The sequence below is a fragment of the Lentzea sp. JNUCC 0626 genome, from assembly GCF_043632865.1.
Lineage (GTDB): Bacteria > Actinomycetota > Actinomycetes > Mycobacteriales > Pseudonocardiaceae > Lentzea.
The window spans coordinates 8177192-8192423 of record NZ_CP171635.1; the positions used below are offsets into that span (position 1 = coordinate 8177192).

At 68.9% G+C, this 15232-nt stretch carries 16 protein-coding genes; 3 read left to right on the forward strand and 13 right to left on the reverse strand.

Annotated features, from left to right (window positions below):
• Positions 1-4: 4 nt before the first annotated feature.
• On the reverse strand, positions 5-1714 hold the full coding sequence (glpD, locus tag JNUCC0626_RS38130; RefSeq protein ID WP_394622193.1) for a glycerol-3-phosphate dehydrogenase: 1710 nt from the start codon (positions 1712-1714) through the stop codon (positions 5-7).
• 444 nt (positions 1715-2158) lie between these two features.
• On the opposite strand from glpD, the gene JNUCC0626_RS38135 reads away from it, so the two are divergent.
• Positions 2159-2902 (forward strand): MIP/aquaporin family protein, encoded by a 744-nt coding sequence (locus JNUCC0626_RS38135; RefSeq protein WP_394615517.1) that lies wholly within the window; start codon positions 2159-2161, stop codon positions 2900-2902.
• Between the two features lie 13 nt (positions 2903-2915).
• Entirely contained in the window at positions 2916-4424 is a 1509-nt protein-coding gene (gene glpK, locus JNUCC0626_RS38140; protein WP_394615518.1) for a glycerol kinase GlpK, read from the forward strand.
• 139 nt (positions 4425-4563) lie between these two features.
• Here glpK and JNUCC0626_RS38145 read toward each other — a convergent pair whose 3' ends face one another.
• From JNUCC0626_RS38145 to JNUCC0626_RS38160, 4 genes are all read right to left on the reverse strand, one after another.
• Positions 4564-5100, reverse strand: coding sequence for a sortase domain-containing protein (locus JNUCC0626_RS38145; RefSeq protein ID WP_394615519.1), 537 nt, complete (start codon positions 5098-5100; stop codon positions 4564-4566).
• Between the two features lie 71 nt (positions 5101-5171).
• Positions 5172-5882, reverse strand: a complete 711-nt coding sequence (locus JNUCC0626_RS38150; protein ID WP_394615520.1) for a hypothetical protein — start codon at positions 5880-5882, stop codon at positions 5172-5174.
• 37 nt (positions 5883-5919) lie between these two features.
• Positions 5920-6522 (reverse strand): class F sortase, encoded by a 603-nt coding sequence (locus JNUCC0626_RS38155; RefSeq protein WP_394615521.1) that lies wholly within the window; start codon positions 6520-6522, stop codon positions 5920-5922.
• 81 nt (positions 6523-6603) lie between these two features.
• Positions 6604-8007 (reverse strand): NAD(P)H-quinone dehydrogenase, encoded by a 1404-nt coding sequence (locus tag JNUCC0626_RS38160; protein WP_394615522.1) that lies wholly within the window; start codon positions 8005-8007, stop codon positions 6604-6606.
• A gap of 109 nt (positions 8008-8116) precedes the next feature.
• On the opposite strand from JNUCC0626_RS38160, the gene JNUCC0626_RS38165 reads away from it, so the two are divergent.
• Positions 8117-8572, forward strand: coding sequence for a gamma-glutamylcyclotransferase family protein (locus JNUCC0626_RS38165; protein WP_394615523.1), 456 nt, complete (start codon positions 8117-8119; stop codon positions 8570-8572).
• A 415-nt stretch (positions 8573-8987) separates the two neighbouring features.
• Here the strand turns inward: JNUCC0626_RS38165 and JNUCC0626_RS38170 are convergent, their stop codons facing one another.
• The 8 genes from JNUCC0626_RS38170 to JNUCC0626_RS38205 form a co-directional block, all read right to left on the reverse strand.
• Positions 8988-9797 carry an ESX secretion-associated protein EspG gene (locus JNUCC0626_RS38170; protein WP_394615524.1) on the reverse strand — a complete coding sequence of 270 codons (810 nt, stop codon included), beginning with the start codon at positions 9795-9797 and terminating at the stop codon, positions 8988-8990.
• Complete coding sequence (locus tag JNUCC0626_RS38175) at positions 9797-11002, reverse strand: PPE domain-containing protein (protein WP_394615525.1); 1206 nt, start codon at positions 11000-11002, stop codon at positions 9797-9799. The genes JNUCC0626_RS38170 and JNUCC0626_RS38175 overlap by 1 nt, the downstream gene beginning before the upstream one ends.
• 1 nt (position 11003) lies before the next feature.
• Positions 11004-11369 (reverse strand): transcriptional regulator, encoded by a 366-nt coding sequence (locus JNUCC0626_RS38180; protein WP_285644080.1) that lies wholly within the window; start codon positions 11367-11369, stop codon positions 11004-11006.
• A 97-nt stretch (positions 11370-11466) separates the two neighbouring features.
• The gene (locus JNUCC0626_RS38185) at positions 11467-12048 is read right to left on the reverse strand and encodes a DUF3558 domain-containing protein (protein WP_394615526.1); all 582 of its coding nucleotides are present in this window, start codon (positions 12046-12048) and stop codon (positions 11467-11469) included.
• 6 nt (positions 12049-12054) lie between these two features.
• On the reverse strand, positions 12055-12621 hold the full coding sequence (locus JNUCC0626_RS38190; RefSeq protein WP_394615527.1) for a GNAT family N-acetyltransferase: 567 nt from the start codon (positions 12619-12621) through the stop codon (positions 12055-12057).
• Between the two features lie 137 nt (positions 12622-12758).
• On the reverse strand, positions 12759-13028 hold the full coding sequence (locus tag JNUCC0626_RS38195) for a hypothetical protein (protein WP_394615528.1): 270 nt from the start codon (positions 13026-13028) through the stop codon (positions 12759-12761).
• The gene (locus tag JNUCC0626_RS38200) at positions 13007-13393 is read right to left on the reverse strand and encodes a DUF1707 SHOCT-like domain-containing protein (RefSeq protein ID WP_394615529.1); all 387 of its coding nucleotides are present in this window, start codon (positions 13391-13393) and stop codon (positions 13007-13009) included. Before JNUCC0626_RS38200 ends, JNUCC0626_RS38195 begins: the two co-directional genes overlap by 22 nt.
• 43 nt (positions 13394-13436) lie before the next feature.
• Positions 13437-15206, reverse strand: coding sequence for an acetyl/propionyl/methylcrotonyl-CoA carboxylase subunit alpha (locus JNUCC0626_RS38205; protein ID WP_394615530.1), 1770 nt, complete (start codon positions 15204-15206; stop codon positions 13437-13439).
• Between the last annotated feature and the right edge of the window lie 26 nt (positions 15207-15232).

The window sequence follows — 15232 nt, forward strand, 5'->3', positions numbered from 1 at the left end:
GGAATCAGCTCACCGGTTCGGTCAATTGAGGACGTGCTTCCGGAGCCGCCGCCCGCACGGCGTCCGCCGCCTGGTCGTCCGGCTTGGTCTGCGACGTCCGTTCGGCCTCGACGCGCGCGTTGTAGACCTCGACCTCGCGCTTGATCGCATCCTCGTCCCAGCCGAGGATCGGCGCGACCAGCCTGGCCACCGCCTCCGCCGAGTCGACGCCGCGGTGGGCGTACTCGATGGAGATGCGGGTGCGCCTGGTCAGCACGTCCTCCAGGTGCATCGCGCCCTCGTGCGAGACCGCGTACACCGCCTCCACCTGGAGGTAGTCGGGGGACGCCGGGATCGGCTTGAGCAGGTCGGGGTTGTCCGCGGCAAGCGACAGCACCTCGTGCACCAGCGAGCCGTAGCGGTCCAGCAGGTGCCGGACGCGGTACGGGTGCAGGCCGTGCTTGGCGGCCAACTGATCCGCCTGGTTGACCAGCGCGTGGTAGCCGTCGGCGCCGACCAGCGGCACCTTGTCCGTGATGGACGGCTGGATCCGGCCGGGCAGGTCGACGTGCGCCGCGTCCACCGCGTCCGCGCCCATCACGCGGTACGTCGTGTACTTGCCGCCCGCGATCGCGACCAGCCCCGGCGCGACCCTGGCCACCGCGTGTTCGCGCGACAGCTTCGACGTCGAGTCGTTCTCGCCCGCCAGCAACGGCCGCAGGCCCGCGTAGACGCCCTCGATGTCGTCGTGCGTCAACGGCGTCGCGAGGACCGAGTTGACGTGCTCGAGGATGTAGTCGATGTCGTGCTGGGTGGCCGCGGGGTGCGCCAGGTCGAGGTTCCAGTCCGTGTCGGTCGTGCCGACGATCCAGTGGTTGCGCCACGGGATCACGAACAGCACGGACTTCTCGGTGCGCAGGATCATCCCGGCCTCGGCGACGATCCGGTCGCGCGGCACCACGATGTGCACGCCCTTCGACGCCCGCACCCGGAACCGCCCGCGCGAGCCCGAAAGCCGTTGCAGCTCATCGGTCCACACCCCGGTCGCGTTGATCACCGCGTGCGCCCGCACGTCGACCTCGCGCCCGTCCTCGACGTCGCGGACCCGCACGCCGGACACCCGGTCCGCCTCCCGCAGGAAGCCGACGACCTGCGTCGACGTCCGCACGACAGCGCCGTAGTGGGCGGCCGTGCGGCCGACCATCATCGTGTGCCGAGCGTCGTCCGCTTGTGCGTCGTAGTAACGGATGCCGCCGATCAGCGCGTCCCGCTTCAACGCCGGCACGAGCCGCAGCGCGCCTGCCCGCGTGAGGTGCTTCTGCCCCGGCACGGACCGGGCGCCGCCCATCGTGTCGTAGAGGAACAGACCGGCCGCCGTGTACGGACGTTCCCAGACGCGGTTGCTGAGCGGGTAGAGGAACGCGACGGGCTTCACCAGGTGCGGCGCGATCCGCGTGAGCATGAGTTCGCGTTCCCGCAACGCCTCGCGCACCAGGCCGAACTCCAGCTGCTCCAGGTAGCGCAGGCCACCGTGGAAGAGCTTGCTGGACCTGCTCGACGTGCCGGATGCCAGGTCGCGTGCCTCGACGAGGGCGACCCGCAGACCGCGGGTGGCCGCGTCGAGCGCCGCGCCGACGCCGACCACGCCACCACCGACCACCACGAGGTCGAAGGTCTCGGAGCCGAGGCGTTGCCAGGACTCCTCGCGCTCGGCCGGGCCCAGCCTGCCGGTGATCGGCGGAGCGCTGGGGACGTTCGGTGTTGCCGATGAGTTCTTTCGCGTGGCCACGACAGGCGCCTCCCTGTGACGACTCGCGGATCACGTTACCTGCACGAACCGAGCTTCGCCCATGGGCCAGGCGCTGTGGCCGCCGACCCGCGCCGCGCCTTCCGGCGCCCAGCAGGGCACCTCGCGGTGTCGGCCCCCGCCCCCCATATGCCCGATATGAGGGGCGGGGGCCGACACCACGATGCACCCGTCTGGCCGGCGGAAGGCGGGGCGCGGGCCGACGGCCACAGCGCCGCAGGTTCCTAAGGCCCATAAATGGCCTGAGTGCAGGTAGATGGCGTAGACAAGTGATCAGCTCGGAGATAGCGTCCGAGCACGTTGAAGGCGGGCGGCGCGGCCCTGACCTCGGGTTTGCGCGTCCACCTGGCCGCAAACGAGTGGAGGTCGACGATGAGCGCAGGCTCGATCTTCGTCTGGGAGATGCTGGGGACGGCGATCCTCATCCTCCTGGGCACCGGTGTTGTCGCGAACCAAGTGCTCAAGGACACGCTCGGCAACAGCACTGGCTTTCTGTTCGTCAACGTCGGCTGGGCCTTCGCGGTCTTCGCCGGCGCCAGCATTGCCAGTCCGAGTGCCGCACACCTCAACCCCGCCGTGACGTTCGGTCTCGCCATCGCGGACAAGACGCCGTGGGCCGACGTTCCGTTCTACATCTTGGGGCAGATGGTCGGCGCCATCATCGGCGCGATGCTCTGCTGGGCCACCTACAAGAAGCAGTTCGACACGCACGACGAACCGCAGAACACGCTCGGCATCTTCTCCACCGGCCCGACCGTGCCCAGCGTGCCGTGGAACCTCGTCTCCGAGGTCATCGGCACGTTCGTGCTGGTGCTGTGGATCCTGTTGTCGCCGGGAGCCAAGGAGTCGGTGGACGGCGTGCCGCAGTTCGGCAACTCGGCGCTCGGGTACGCGGGTGTCGCGTTCGTCGTCCTCGTGATCGGTACGTCGCTCGGTGGCCCGACCGGCTACGCCATCAACCCGGCGCGCGACCTCGGTCCGCGCATCGCCTACGCGTTCATGATGCCGATCCGCAACAAGGGCAACGCGAACTGGGGCTACTCGTGGATCCCGGTCGCCGGCCCGCTCCTGGGTGGCGCGCTCGCCGCGTTGCTCTTCCTGGTTCTCCCGGTCTGAAAGGACTTCTCGCATGACCCAGTACGTGGCCGCGATCGACCAGGGCACCACGTCGACCCGGTGCATGATCTTCGACCACTCCGGTCGGGTGGTGTCGGTCGACCAGAAGGAACACGAGCAGATCTTCCCCCGCGCCGGTTGGGTGGAGCACGACCCGCAGGAGGTCTGGCAGAACACCCGCCAGGTCGCCGCCGGTGCGCTGGCGAAGGCCGATCTGTCCACTTCGGACATCGTCGCGGTGGGCATCACCAACCAGCGCGAAACCGCTGTGGTGTGGGACAAGAACACCGGCGAGCCCGTCTACAACGCCATCGTGTGGCAGGACACCCGCACGGACAAGATCGTCACCGAGCTGGGCGCGCTGGGCGGCGGCCAGGAGCGCTACCGGGCCAAGGTCGGCCTGCCGCTGGCGACCTACTTCTCCGGTCCCAAGGTGCGCTGGATCCTGGACAACGTCGAGGGCGCGCGTGAGCGGGCCGAGGCCGGTGACCTGCTGTTCGGCAACATGGACACGTGGGTGCTGTGGAACATGACCGGCGGGACGGACGGCGGCGTGCACGTCACCGACCCGACCAACGCCTCGCGCACCATGCTGATGGACCTCGACACCCTGCAGTGGGACTCGTCGATCGCCGCCGACATGGGCATTCCGATGTCGATGCTGCCGGAGATCCGGTCGTCGTCCGAGGTCTACGGCCAGGTGCGCGAACGCGGCGCGCTCGCCGGCGTGCCGATCGCGGGCATCCTCGGCGACCAGCAGGCGGCGACGTTCGGCCAGGCCTGCCTCTCGCCCGGTGAGGCCAAGAACACCTACGGCACCGGCAACTTCATGCTGCTCAACACCGGCACCGAGAAGGTGATGAGCGAGAACGGGCTGCTCACCACGGTCTGCTACAAGATCGGTGACGCCGCTCCGGTGTACGCGCTGGAAGGGTCGATCGCGGTCACCGGGTCGTTGGTGCAGTGGTTGCGGGACAACCTCGGCATGATCGGGTCCGCGGCCGAGATCGAGGAGCACGCCCGGTCCGTCGAGGACAACGGTGGTGCCTACTTCGTGCCGGCGTTCTCCGGGCTTTTTGCGCCCTACTGGCGTTCTGATGCCCGTGGCGCGATCGTCGGGCTGACGCGGTTCGTCAACAAGGGGCACCTGGCGCGGGCCGTGCTGGAGGCGACGGCGTTCCAGACGCGGGAGGTGCTCGACGCGATGAACGCGGACTCGGGCGTCGACCTGACGGCGTTGAAGGTCGACGGCGGCATGGTCGTGAACGAGCTGCTGATGCAGTTCCAGGCGGACATTCTCGGGGTTCCGGTCATTCGACCGGTGGTCAACGAGACGACCGCTCTGGGTGCCGCTTATGCCGCTGGGCTCGCGGTCGGGTTCTGGAAGACCGAGGACGACATCCGCGCGAACTGGGCGCAGGACAAGCAGTGGGAGCCGCAGATGGACGACTCCCGACGTGCTTCCGAGTACGCGAACTGGAAGAAGGCCGTTTCGAAGACCTTCGACTGGGTTGAAGACTGAGTATTTGGCCGCTGCTCCGCAGACGGCGGCGAGTTCGCCTTGAAGTCGGTCGTCCGGCCGACTCGCTCGCACCGAAATGGGCTTCGCCGATTTCGGTGCGAGCGGGTGACCGGACGACCGACGCGAACTCGCGAACGTTCTACGTAGTAGGTGTTGCGTGCACGATCACGTTGTCGCGGGTGCCACACGTGATCAGCCGCAACCCCGGCTCGTCCTCGTCGCGCGCCACGGCCTCCGCGAAGAAGTCGTCGCGGATGATTCTTTCCGTGCGCGTGACCGTGAAGCGGGCGACCGAACCGTCCTTCTTGGACACTTCGAGCAGGTCGCCCTCGCCGAGGTCGTTCAGTCTGAAGAAAACACCTCTGGCCTTGTTGCTCTCGATCCGGCCCACGATGATCCACTGCTGCGGTTGTGTCTGGTACCAGCCGGCCTGCATGCCCTCGTTCGCGGGCGGCATCTGCACGACGCCCTGAGGGTCGAGGCCGAGCGCCACGAGCGACGACCGCACACCGATCCGCTCGATCCGCAGTTCCATCGGATCCGAGTTGCCGAGCGGTGACACCACCGGCGGCGGAGCGCTTTCGCTCGTCGCCGCCGACGGCTTCGGTGCGGGCGCCTGCGAACAGGCTGTGGCCAGTGCCACACACAGCACCGCGATCAAGACACGAGTCCCCACGGACCCATTGACGCACATCCGGTGGGTTAGTTGCGCGTCCAATCAAGACAGAATCGAAATGTGATCATCAACTAGCGCGCGGTGCTGCCGCCACCGGTCTGCGGAGCGCCCTTCGGCTTGACGATCGGGGCCTTGGCCTGCGGCTTCTGGACGACCTTCTCGGCGACCGGCGCCTTGGGGGCGTTGGTGGGCGCCTTGGCGGTGACCACGAACTGGACCTGCACCTGCTTGCCGCCGCACGTCATCTCGGCCTGGTAGGTGCCGGCGGTCTCGACGACCTTGCCGTTGCCGATGCGGAGGTTCTGCGAGTCGTACTGGAGCTGGATCGGCGCCGCGAAGCCGGTCGAGGTCGCGACCTCGCCGCAGTCGGACTGCTTGGTCTTCATCACGCTGATGTCGCCGCCGGCCTCGACCTCGGTCTTGTCGAGCGTGAACTTGTCGCGCGGCGCGAGGACCTTGAACGCCTTGGAGACGGTCTTGCCCTTGCAGGTCAGCTCGGCGGTGTAGTCGCCCGGGATCCAGCTCGCGGAGGCCTCGGCCACGTAGGTGTTCGGGCCGCCGACGCGGAAGTCGGACGAGAACTTGTTGATGAAGCCGTTCGAGCTCGCCTTGCCCTCGCACTTCGCGGTGACGTCGTAGGAGATCGACACGTTGTCGCCGGGCACGTACTCGGTCTTGTCGAGCGTGAAGCCCTCGAACGACTGGGCGCTGGCCATCGGCGTGAACATCAGGGCGGCAGCGGCGGTCGCGGCGAGTCCGGCGATGATCTGGACGTGCTTCATTTCGGTTTCCCCCAGAAGTGGTTGTAGTGCAGAGGTTTCAGATGAGAGTTGCGTAGACGATGACGTTGTCCCGGTAGTTGCGCGCGGCCTGATCGAAGCTGCCCCCGCAGGTGATCAGCCGCAGTTCGGGTACGTCGGTGTCGCCGTAGACGGCCTCCGTGGGGAAGCTGTCCTTGGCGATCTGTTCCTTCTTGTGCACGCGGAACTTGGCCGTGGTGCCGTCCTTTCTGGACACCACGATCTCGTCACCTTCGACGAGTTCCTTGAGGCGGAAGAAGATTCCGGGTTCCTTGTTGCCGTCGACGTGGCCGAGGACGACCGCGGGACCGGCTTCGCCCGGCGTGCGGGCGAGGTGGTACCAACCGGCCTGCATCGGCGTTTCGACCGACGGCACCTCGACGGTCTGGTCGGCGTTCAGTCCTAAAGGGACCAACGACGAGACGGCGTCGATCTTCGGGATCCGGATCTCGGTCGGCTCCGACGGCGGCATGCCTTGTACCGCAGACGATTGCGCTGCCGACGACGTGACCGGCGTGGTTGCCGGGGTGTTCGCGGACGTGCTCGCCGGCTGAGGAGAAGCGCAGGAACCGAGCAGTGCCGCGACCGTCAGGACGACGGCCGCAGCGAAGACGCGCTTCATGGTTTCTCCCCCCAGAGAATCTTTCTTCGCACCGAAGACGCCCGTGCGGGCGCCTCGGTTGCCAGGGGGGAGCGGTGTTATCTAGTCGAGATCGTCGTGCCGCATGAGCTGGCGGCCGGCCTCGGTGATGGAGCCGGACAGCGACGGGTACACCGAGAACGTCGTCGCGAGGTGCTCGACCGTCAGCTGGTTCTGCACGGCGAGCGCGATCGGCAGGATGAGCTCGGACGCGTTCGGCGCCACGACGACACCGCCGATGACCACACCGGTCGCCGGGCGGCAGAAGAGCTTCACGAAACCGCGGCGCAGCCCCTCCATCTTGGAGCGGGGGTTCGTGGCGAGCGGCAGCATGATCGTGCGCGCGGGCACCTCGCCCGAGTCGATCGCCTGCTGGCTGATGCCGACGCTCGCGATCTCGGGGTTCGTGAAGACGTTCGCGGCGACGGTCTTGAGCTTGATGGGGCTGACGCCCTCGCCCAGCGCGTGCCACATCGCGATGCGCCCCTGCATGGCGGCGACCGAGGCGAGCAGCAACACACCGGTGCAGTCGCCGGCCGCGTAGACGCCGCTGACGTTCGTGCGGCTGACCCGGTCGACGGGGATGTAGCCGCCGCGCCCGAGCTCGATACCGATCTTGTCGAGACCGATGTCACTCGTGTTGGGCACCGAACCGACCGTCATCAGGGCGTGCGACGCCTCGATCGTGCGACCGTCCTCCAGGTGGATCAGGACGCCGTCGCCGGTGTTCTCGACCCGGTCGGCCCGCGCGTGCTTGACCACGGCGGTACCGCGCTCGGCGAACACGTCCTCCAGCACGACGGCCGCGTCGGCGTCCTCGTGCGGCAGAACCCGGTCCCGGCTGGAGACCATCGTCACCTTCACGCCCATCTCGGTGTAGGCGCTGGCGAACTCGACACCCGTGACACCCGACCCGATCACCGCGAGGTGCTCGGGCAACTCGGGCAGGTCGTAGATCTGTCGCCAGGTGAGCACCCGCTTGCCGTCGGGCTCGGCACCCTGCAACACGCGCGGGGTCGCACCAGTTGCGATGAGCACCACATCGGCGTTCAGGACCTCGTCGGTCCCGTCCGCGGCCGTCGCCACGACCTGGTGCTGGGCGAGCCCGCGCGAGTCGTCGACGAACTTCGCGCGCCCGTTGATGAGCCGCACGCCTTCCCGCTGAAGACGCGCCCGAACGTCCGCGGACTGCGCGAGCGCAAGCCCCTTCACCCGTCCGTGTACGACCGGCAGATCCACCGTCGCGAGCTCGTTGTGAGTCTGAATCCCCAGCTCACCGGCGTTGCGGAAGGCACTGCGAGCCCCCGCCGAAGCGATGAACGTCTTGGACGGCACGCAGTCGTACAACACGCACGCGCCACCGGCCCCGTCGCTCTCGACCACGGTCACGTCGGCGCCGTGCTGCGCCGCGACCAGGGCTGCTTCGTAACCTGCGGGTCCGCCGCCGATGATGACGATGCGGGTCACGATCAGTTCCCTTCCACGGGCTTGTTGGGCGGCTCAACCGTACGCGTTGACCGAATCGACCGTGTCGTCAGTACCGAAAGCTGATCGTTGGGTCGCTACGCTGTCGGACGTGCCGCTCTATGCCGCGTACGGGTCGAACATGGATCCGAACCAGATGATGGAGCGAGCCCCGTACTCCCCGCTCGCGGGGACCGGCTGGCTCGTCGGTTGGCGTCTGACGTTCGGTGGCGAGGACCTGGGCTGGGAAGGTGCCCTCGCGACCATCGTGGAGGAGCCGGACCAGCAAACGTTCTGCGTGCTCTACGACGTGTCGCCGCGCGATGAGTCGCGGCTGGACCGGTGGGAGGGCGCGCTCGGGCTCTACAAGAAGATCAGGCTGCGGGTGCAGACCCTGGAGGGGTCTGTGGTGGCTTGGCTCTACGTGTTGGACGCGTATGAGGGTGGGTTGCCGTCTGCCCGGTACATCGGGGTGGTTGCGGATGCGGCTGAGGCTGCTGGGGCGCCGGATGACTACGTGAACGACCTGCGGACGCGGCCCTGTTCGGGGATCGGGCCCGGATCCTGATCCAGCGTGGTCGGGCAGACCTGGACGAGCTTGGGTTTCGTCATCGCCGCTTCGCGACGATAGGGATTGGGGCTTGACTTCGGGGCCCTTGCGAGGCGCTTCACGGACCGGAAAGGCCGGGCTGAAAAGCGCCCGGCCGAGCCATAAGTGGTAGCACCTCGCACCCAAAGTCAAGCCCCAATCCCACGCGTGCGTGGCTGGGTTTGTGCTGGTACGTCACCTGTACCGGCTGACCGGTGAAGCCAAGAGTGTCGGCTCGGCTGCGCCATCGCGATGCTTGCGCTCATTCGGTCTGGCCTGCGGCGTCGTTCTCCTCAAGCCATTGGTTGCCTAGCTCTTGGCTGCTTGGCGCGCTGCCCTCTCACCCGGCCCGCTGCGCTCTGCCGCCTCAACCCGGACGCTGCGCCCTGCGGGCTCAGCCCGTGCCGGTCGCCTCCGCCAGCAGCTCGGTCAGGTGGTGGTGCAGGCGGCGGTAGTCCACCGGCGTGATGGTCGACCACGGCGGCTGGCCCTCGGTCGCGCGGCGCATCTGGAGGTAGCGGCCCTTCGGCGTGTCGTAGAAGGCGACCACGCGGTCCGGGCGGTTGCGCTTGCCCCACTTGTCTCTGGCCGCTGCTCCGAACTGGCCCCTGTTGGTGGCGTCGCGGACCATCTCGGCGAGGGTGTGGGCGTCGTCGCCTCTGAGCAGGCCCTGGAGGCCCGTTTCCAGGTCTTCCGGGGTTGTTGCGGATGCTGCTGCCGCGTCCAGGTCGGCTGACGGGAGGGTGATCGAGTGGCCCTCGCCTGCCGGGGCGGTGGGCAGGGCGGTGAGGGCCTCGCGGGGGAGGCCGTCGGCCTCTGCCGGGCGCAGGATCAGTTGGGTGCCGTCCAGGACGGCCAGGACGCCTGCTTGGCCCTTGCCGCAGGCGAGGAGGCGGAGGCTGCGTTCGTGCAGCCAGATTCGGGCGTCGATTTCCTGTTGGGGGCGGTTGAGGACGTGCAGGAGGTCCTCGAGGGTCGGGTCCAGGGAGCGGGGGCCGCCCAGGCCCCGTGCTCCTAGTTGGCGCCAGACCTGGTCCTCGATGGTGCGGCGTTCCTCGGTGGTCTTGCCCGGTGAGGGGACCTTGAGGACCAGCGGCATCGTCTCGAGGCCCAGGTGGTCCCAGAGGACGTCGAACTCCAGCGTGGAGATGACCACCGGGTCGCGCGTGTCGCTCGACCCGACGTCCAAGCCGAACAGAGTCATCAGTCGGTCGTGCTCTCCCCGATGACGGGCAGCGAGTAGCTGCCCACGCCGTAGATGTCGTCGCGTTCGCGCAGGTAGTCGGCGGCCTTGTGCTCCAGGTCCTCTTCTTCCTCGCCCTTGCGCGGGCCCATGCCGCCGAACGGGTCGAAGGACTGGGGCATCGGCACGGCGCGGGCGCGGACCTGGTCGTTGTTGTTGTTCTGCGCGCCCACGGTGCCCATCGAGCCCATGGCCGAGCCCGCTGCGCCGGAGACGCCGGCCGCGTGGCCCGCGTTCATCACGGTGCCTGCGGCCGCCGCGCTGGACGTCGCGGTCGCGCCCTCTTCCATCTGCTTCGGGCCGCCCTCGGGGCCCTGGGCGCCCGAACGGCTGGAGGTGCGCTGGCCGGGAACGCCGACGCCCGCGGTGCCGGTGCTGCCCGGACCACCCGTCGACACGGTCGTCGTCGTGTGGGTGCTCTTGCCGGTCGGCACCGAGGTGCCGGTGCCCGAGGTGCGGGTCGTGGAGCCGGGCGCGCCCGAGCCGGGGCGGGGTGGCGGTGCTGCCGCCGTGCCGCGGGTGCCGGTCGACGAACGGCCTCGCGTGCCGCCGGGGCCGGTGCCGTTCGGGCCGACGCCCCAGACCGCCGCCGTGCCGACCTGGGCTCCGCCGCCGTGCGTGACGCCGGTGCCGCTGATCTGGAGCTGCGGGGGCTGGCTGAACTGGCCGAGCGTCGAGGTGTTCGCCGTCGTGGACGACGCGTAGGTGGTCATGACCTCACGGGCGCGGCGCTCGGCGGCGTCCTGGGCCGCCTCCTGCTTCTCGTGGTCGGTCTGGCCGCCGAAGAGGTGGGTGATGCCGGTGACGAGCGCGCCGGGCTGCTCGGCGGTCACGGCGACCGGCTTCGGCATGTCGGCGCGGGCCTTCGCGACGTACCCGGCCTGCAGTTCGGCCGAGACGCGCATGACGTCGGCACCGCCGCGGGCGCTGTCGGCCCACGCGGCGACGGGGTTGAGGCCGGACTGCGCCATCTCGGCGGCCTTGCCCTCCCACTTCGCGCCGGAGAGCGTGATGCCCTTGTGCAGGTCGTCGTTGATCTCCGTCAACGCCGCCGCGACGCCTTCCCAGCGCTGCATCGACGCGAAGGAGGCGGCGGCACCCGGACCGGAGTGGATGCGTTCGTACAGCTCTTTGTGGCTGTAGCCCTGCCAGCGGTGGTCGGCCATGTCAGCACCCGCTCTTGTTCATCATGCCGGTGTTGTCGCCCTCGACCACGTTGTACTGCCGCTCGATCTGGTTGAGGTTGTCCATCGCGGTCTTGAGCTGCCGCTGGTAGTTCAGCAACGCCTGCAGCGCCGAGTCGCCGTCCGAGATCGAACGGTCGTTGAACTTCTCGGCTGCCTCGGCGCTGACCGGGTCGCCCGCCCACGGCCGCACGCGGAACTCGGTGATCGCCATCTCGATCTGCTTGTCCAGCTTGATCAGAGCGGCCGAGAACGTGTTGCGCAACGCGGGGATCGCCTCCGGCTCCACGTTCAGCTGGTGAGCGGCCGGCGGCGAGGCGTCGGCCCCGCTGCGTCCCCCTGGCGGCATGGTGAAACCTCCGGCGATTGTGCCTACAAGCGCTTCGACACTCTAACCACTGAAGGTAACGCTGGGGAGTGCGATCAGTGACATCCGCCCGTGTGGGTCAGCGCGTCTGGAGCAAACTGGCCATCGCCGCCTCTGCCACTCGCTGGGCACCGAGGCAAAGATGATCTTGTTGCACCGCACTGGAATTGCCGCCGTCGCGGAACATCACGTCGAGGAACTGCCCATCGGCGACGTCTATCTCAACGTTGCAGACGTCGTGCACGTCAGGTGTGCGGACAGTAATCGCCGCAAAACCTTCGATGACCCCGACCGTGTAGTCGACCTGGGCGTTCTCCGACAGCCACACGTCCGCGCCGGACACCGTCACGAGCGCCAGCCGGGCCACGTTGCCGCTCGTCGTGCTGCGGATCGTGCACGCCCGCGCGCCGCCGAAGCTCGGCTCGACGTACGCGCTGGGCGGGTTGTCGAGGCTCAGGGAGGTCAACTGGTCGGGCGACAGGATCCCGCACGGCTCGACGGTGTCCAACGGCACCGCGCGCGGCCGTTGCGGGAAGTCCATCTGCGACGTCGTCGTGGGCGAGGGCGGCGGAGGCGGTGCGCTGGTCAGCGAACTCTGCTCAGGAGGAGCCGTGCACCCGGCCAGCACCAGCACGACGATGAGGAGCCCCGTGGTCCGCATGGCCGGTCACCGTAGCTGCTCTGGGAAGGGATCCGACGCCAGTCGTGACCACAGCAACTGGTCTTCGCGCTGATCATCGACCATCGCCTCCTCGCGAAGACGACCCTCAAGAGTGAATCCGCACTTCTCCGCGACGCGCTGTGACGCCGTGTTCGAGACCGCGTGCCGGTACGTCACCCGGTGGATGTCCATCGCGCCGTAGACCCACCCGAGCACGGAGTTGAGCGCCTTCGGCAGCACGCCCTTGCCGCGGTGCGCGGGCTGGCTCCAGCACATCACCTCGGCGGACGCGAGGTGGTGGTCGACGTTGTGGATCACGATCCCGGCCCAGACCTCGGCCGTCACCGCCTCGCACACCGCCCACGACCAGCGGTAGTCCTTCGCCCAGCCGTCGGCGAGCAGCATCACGAGCGTCTCGGCGGACGGCGCGTCCTGGCCGGTCAGACGCGGCATGTACCGGCGGGTCTCGGGGTCGGCGAACGCCTCGGCCAGCGCCGGCACGTCGTCGATGCGGTCGTCGGTGCGGAAGGCGCGCAGGTAGTACTCGCCGGCGTTGATCTCGACTGGCTCCACGGCGAGGAGGCTAATCGGAGAGGGTGAAGCCGGGGTGTTGCGCCACGAAGTGGACTACGCGTCGCCGGTGAACCCTCGGGAGTCGTACAGCGAGGCGGCGTGCGCCTCGCCGTGAAGTCTGCGGTGCGGTGCGCGGCTCAGGAATCGCCCGTGAACCCCTCGTGCCGTTCCGCGAGCTCGTCGAGCGCAGGGCGGTGCGCGGACGCCGGTCGCCCGTCCGGCGCCGTGGTCAGCTCGATCACCCAGTCCACGTCCTCGGCGTCGTCCTCGCCCGCCAGCATGTCCCTGTGCACGTGGCACGGGCCCCAGCCGTCCTCCAGCAGTTCAGCCGCCAACTCCTCGGCCTCGTCGCGGTCCGGCAGGATCAGCAGCACGGTCGGTGAGCTCAGCGCCGGCGTCCGTTCCACGTGCCCCACAGGATCGCCACGGCGGGCACCAGCAGGAAGATCAGCGGGTTCTTCACCAGCGCGAAGAACAGGATCACCGTCGCGATGCCCACGACGGGCACGACGGCGCTCTCCCACCGGCGCGCGGGCGGCCTGGCGGGTTCGTTGAACATCGGCACGGGCGCGACGAACTGCGGCCGGGGATCGGGCAGGTCGTAGAACAACGCCATCAGCTCGCCGCGGGTCTTCGCGGTGGTGATCTTCGCGGACCGATCGCCGTACTCGGTGATGTCGATGCGGCCCGCGCTCATGTGCTCGCCGAGCACCTGCAACGCCTGCTGACGCTCGGTGTCACCGATGCGGATGTCCCTCGACGGGTCGCTCACGAACTCAATCGTAGGTGAGCGACCCGGCGGGGAAAGCGAACACTCAGTCCTTCAGCTCGCAGATCACAGTGCCCTGGGTGATCGGGTCGCCGGGCGCCGCCGCGAGACCCGTCACGGTGCCCGCCTTGTGCGCCGTCACCGGGTTCTCCATCTTCATGGCCTCCAGCACCACGATCAGGTCGCCCGCCTCGACGGTCTGCCCGTCCTCGACGGCCACCTTCACGATCGTGCCCTGCATCGGCGCCGCCACCGCGTCACCCGACACGGCCGCCGCACTGCCACCCGCGCGCTTCGTCTTCGGCTTCTTCGAAGAAGCGGCAGCAGCAGGACGAGACCCGACGGCGAGGTCACCCGGCAGCGACACCTCGAGGCGTCGCCCGCCGACCTCGACCACCACGGTCTGGCGCGGCGTCTCCTCGTCGGCGGCCTCGGCCGCACCGGCGAACGGCGCGATCTGGTTGTCGAACTCGGTCTCGATCCACCGCGTGTGGACGGTGAAGCCCTCGGGCTTCTCGGCCGTGAACGCCGCGTCCCGCACGATCACCCGGTGGAACGGCAGCACGGTCGCCATGCCCTCGACGACCATCTCGTCCAGCGCCCGCCGCGACCGGGCCAGGGCCTCCTCGCGGGTCTCGCCGGTGACGATCAGCTTGGCCAGCAACGAGTCGAACTGCCCGCCGATCACCGAACCGCTCTCGACACCGGCGTCCACGCGCACCCCGGGACCCGACGGCGCGACGAAGGAGGTCACGGTGCCGGGTGCGGGCAGGAAGCCGCGACCGGCGTCCTCGCCGTTGATCCGGAACTCGATCGAGTGCGCACGGGGAGTGGGGTCCTCGGTGAACCGCAGCTTCTCGCCCGCGGCGATGCGGAACTGCTCGCGCACCAGGTCGAGACCGGTCGTCTCCTCCGACACCGGGTGTTCGACCTGAAGCCGCGTGTTGACCTCCAGGAACGAGATCGACCCGTCCAGGCCCACGAGGTACTCGACCGTGCCCGCGCCGTGGTACCCGGCTTCGAGGCAGATCGCCTTGGCTGAGGAGTGGATCGTGGCGCGCTGCTCGTCGGTCAGGAACGGCGCGGGCGCCTCCTCGACCAGCTTCTGGTGGCGCCGCTGCAGTGAGCAGTCGCGCGTGCCGACGACGATCACCGTGCCGTGCGTGTCGGCGAGCACCTGGGCCTCGACGTGGCGCGGCTTGTCCAGGTAGCGCTCGACGAAGCACTCGCCGCGGCCGAACGCCGAGACGGCCTCGCGGACCGCCGAGTCGAACAGCTCGGGAATCTCTTCCATCGTGCGGGCGACCTTGAGGCCACGACCGCCACCGCCGAACGCGGCCTTGATCGCGACCGGCAAGCCGTGCTCGGAAGCGAACGCGATGATCTCGTCCGGCCCGTTGACCGGGTCCTTGGTGCCGGGCACCAGCGGCGCGCCCGCGCGCATCGCGATGTGCCGCGCCGTCACCTTGTCGCCGAGGTCGCGGATCGCCTGCGGCGTCGGGCCGATCCACGTCAGCCCGGCGTCGATCACGGCCTGCGCGAACTCGGCGTTCTCGGACAGGAAGCCGTAACCGGGGTGCACGGAGTCGGCGCCGGACTGCGCCGCGGCCGCCAGCACCTTCTCGAACGACAGGTAGCTCTCACCGGGAGTGTTGCCGCCCAGCGCGAACGCCTCGTCGGCGAGCCGCACGAACGGCGCGTCGCGGTCGGGATCGGCGTAGACGGCGACGCTCGTCAGACCGGCGTCACGGCAGGCTCGGATGACCCGGACGGCGATCTCACCGCGGTTCGCGATGAGCACCTTGCGCAGCGACACGGCGTCGTACCTCCTGCTGGACCGGT

Coding starts and splice junctions, on each gene's coding strand:
- JNUCC0626_RS38135 (WP_394615517.1), top strand. CDS start 2,159: ATGAGCGCAGGCTCGATCTTCGTCTGGGAGATGCTGGGGACGGCGATC.
- glpK (WP_394615518.1), top strand. CDS start 2,916: ATGACCCAGTACGTGGCCGCGATCGACCAGGGCACCACGTCGACCCGG.
- JNUCC0626_RS38150 (WP_394615520.1), bottom strand. CDS start 5,882: ATGAAGCACGTCCAGATCATCGCCGGACTCGCCGCGACCGCCGCTGCC.
- JNUCC0626_RS38155 (WP_394615521.1), bottom strand. CDS start 6,522: ATGAAGCGCGTCTTCGCTGCGGCCGTCGTCCTGACGGTCGCGGCACTG.
- JNUCC0626_RS38170 (WP_394615524.1), bottom strand. CDS start 9,797: ATGACTCTGTTCGGCTTGGACGTCGGGTCGAGCGACACGCGCGACCCG.
- JNUCC0626_RS38175 (WP_394615525.1), bottom strand. CDS start 11,002: ATGGCCGACCACCGCTGGCAGGGCTACAGCCACAAAGAGCTGTACGAA.
- JNUCC0626_RS38180 (WP_285644080.1), bottom strand. CDS start 11,369: ATGCCGCCAGGGGGACGCAGCGGGGCCGACGCCTCGCCGCCGGCCGCT.
- JNUCC0626_RS38185 (WP_394615526.1), bottom strand. CDS start 12,048: ATGCGGACCACGGGGCTCCTCATCGTCGTGCTGGTGCTGGCCGGGTGC.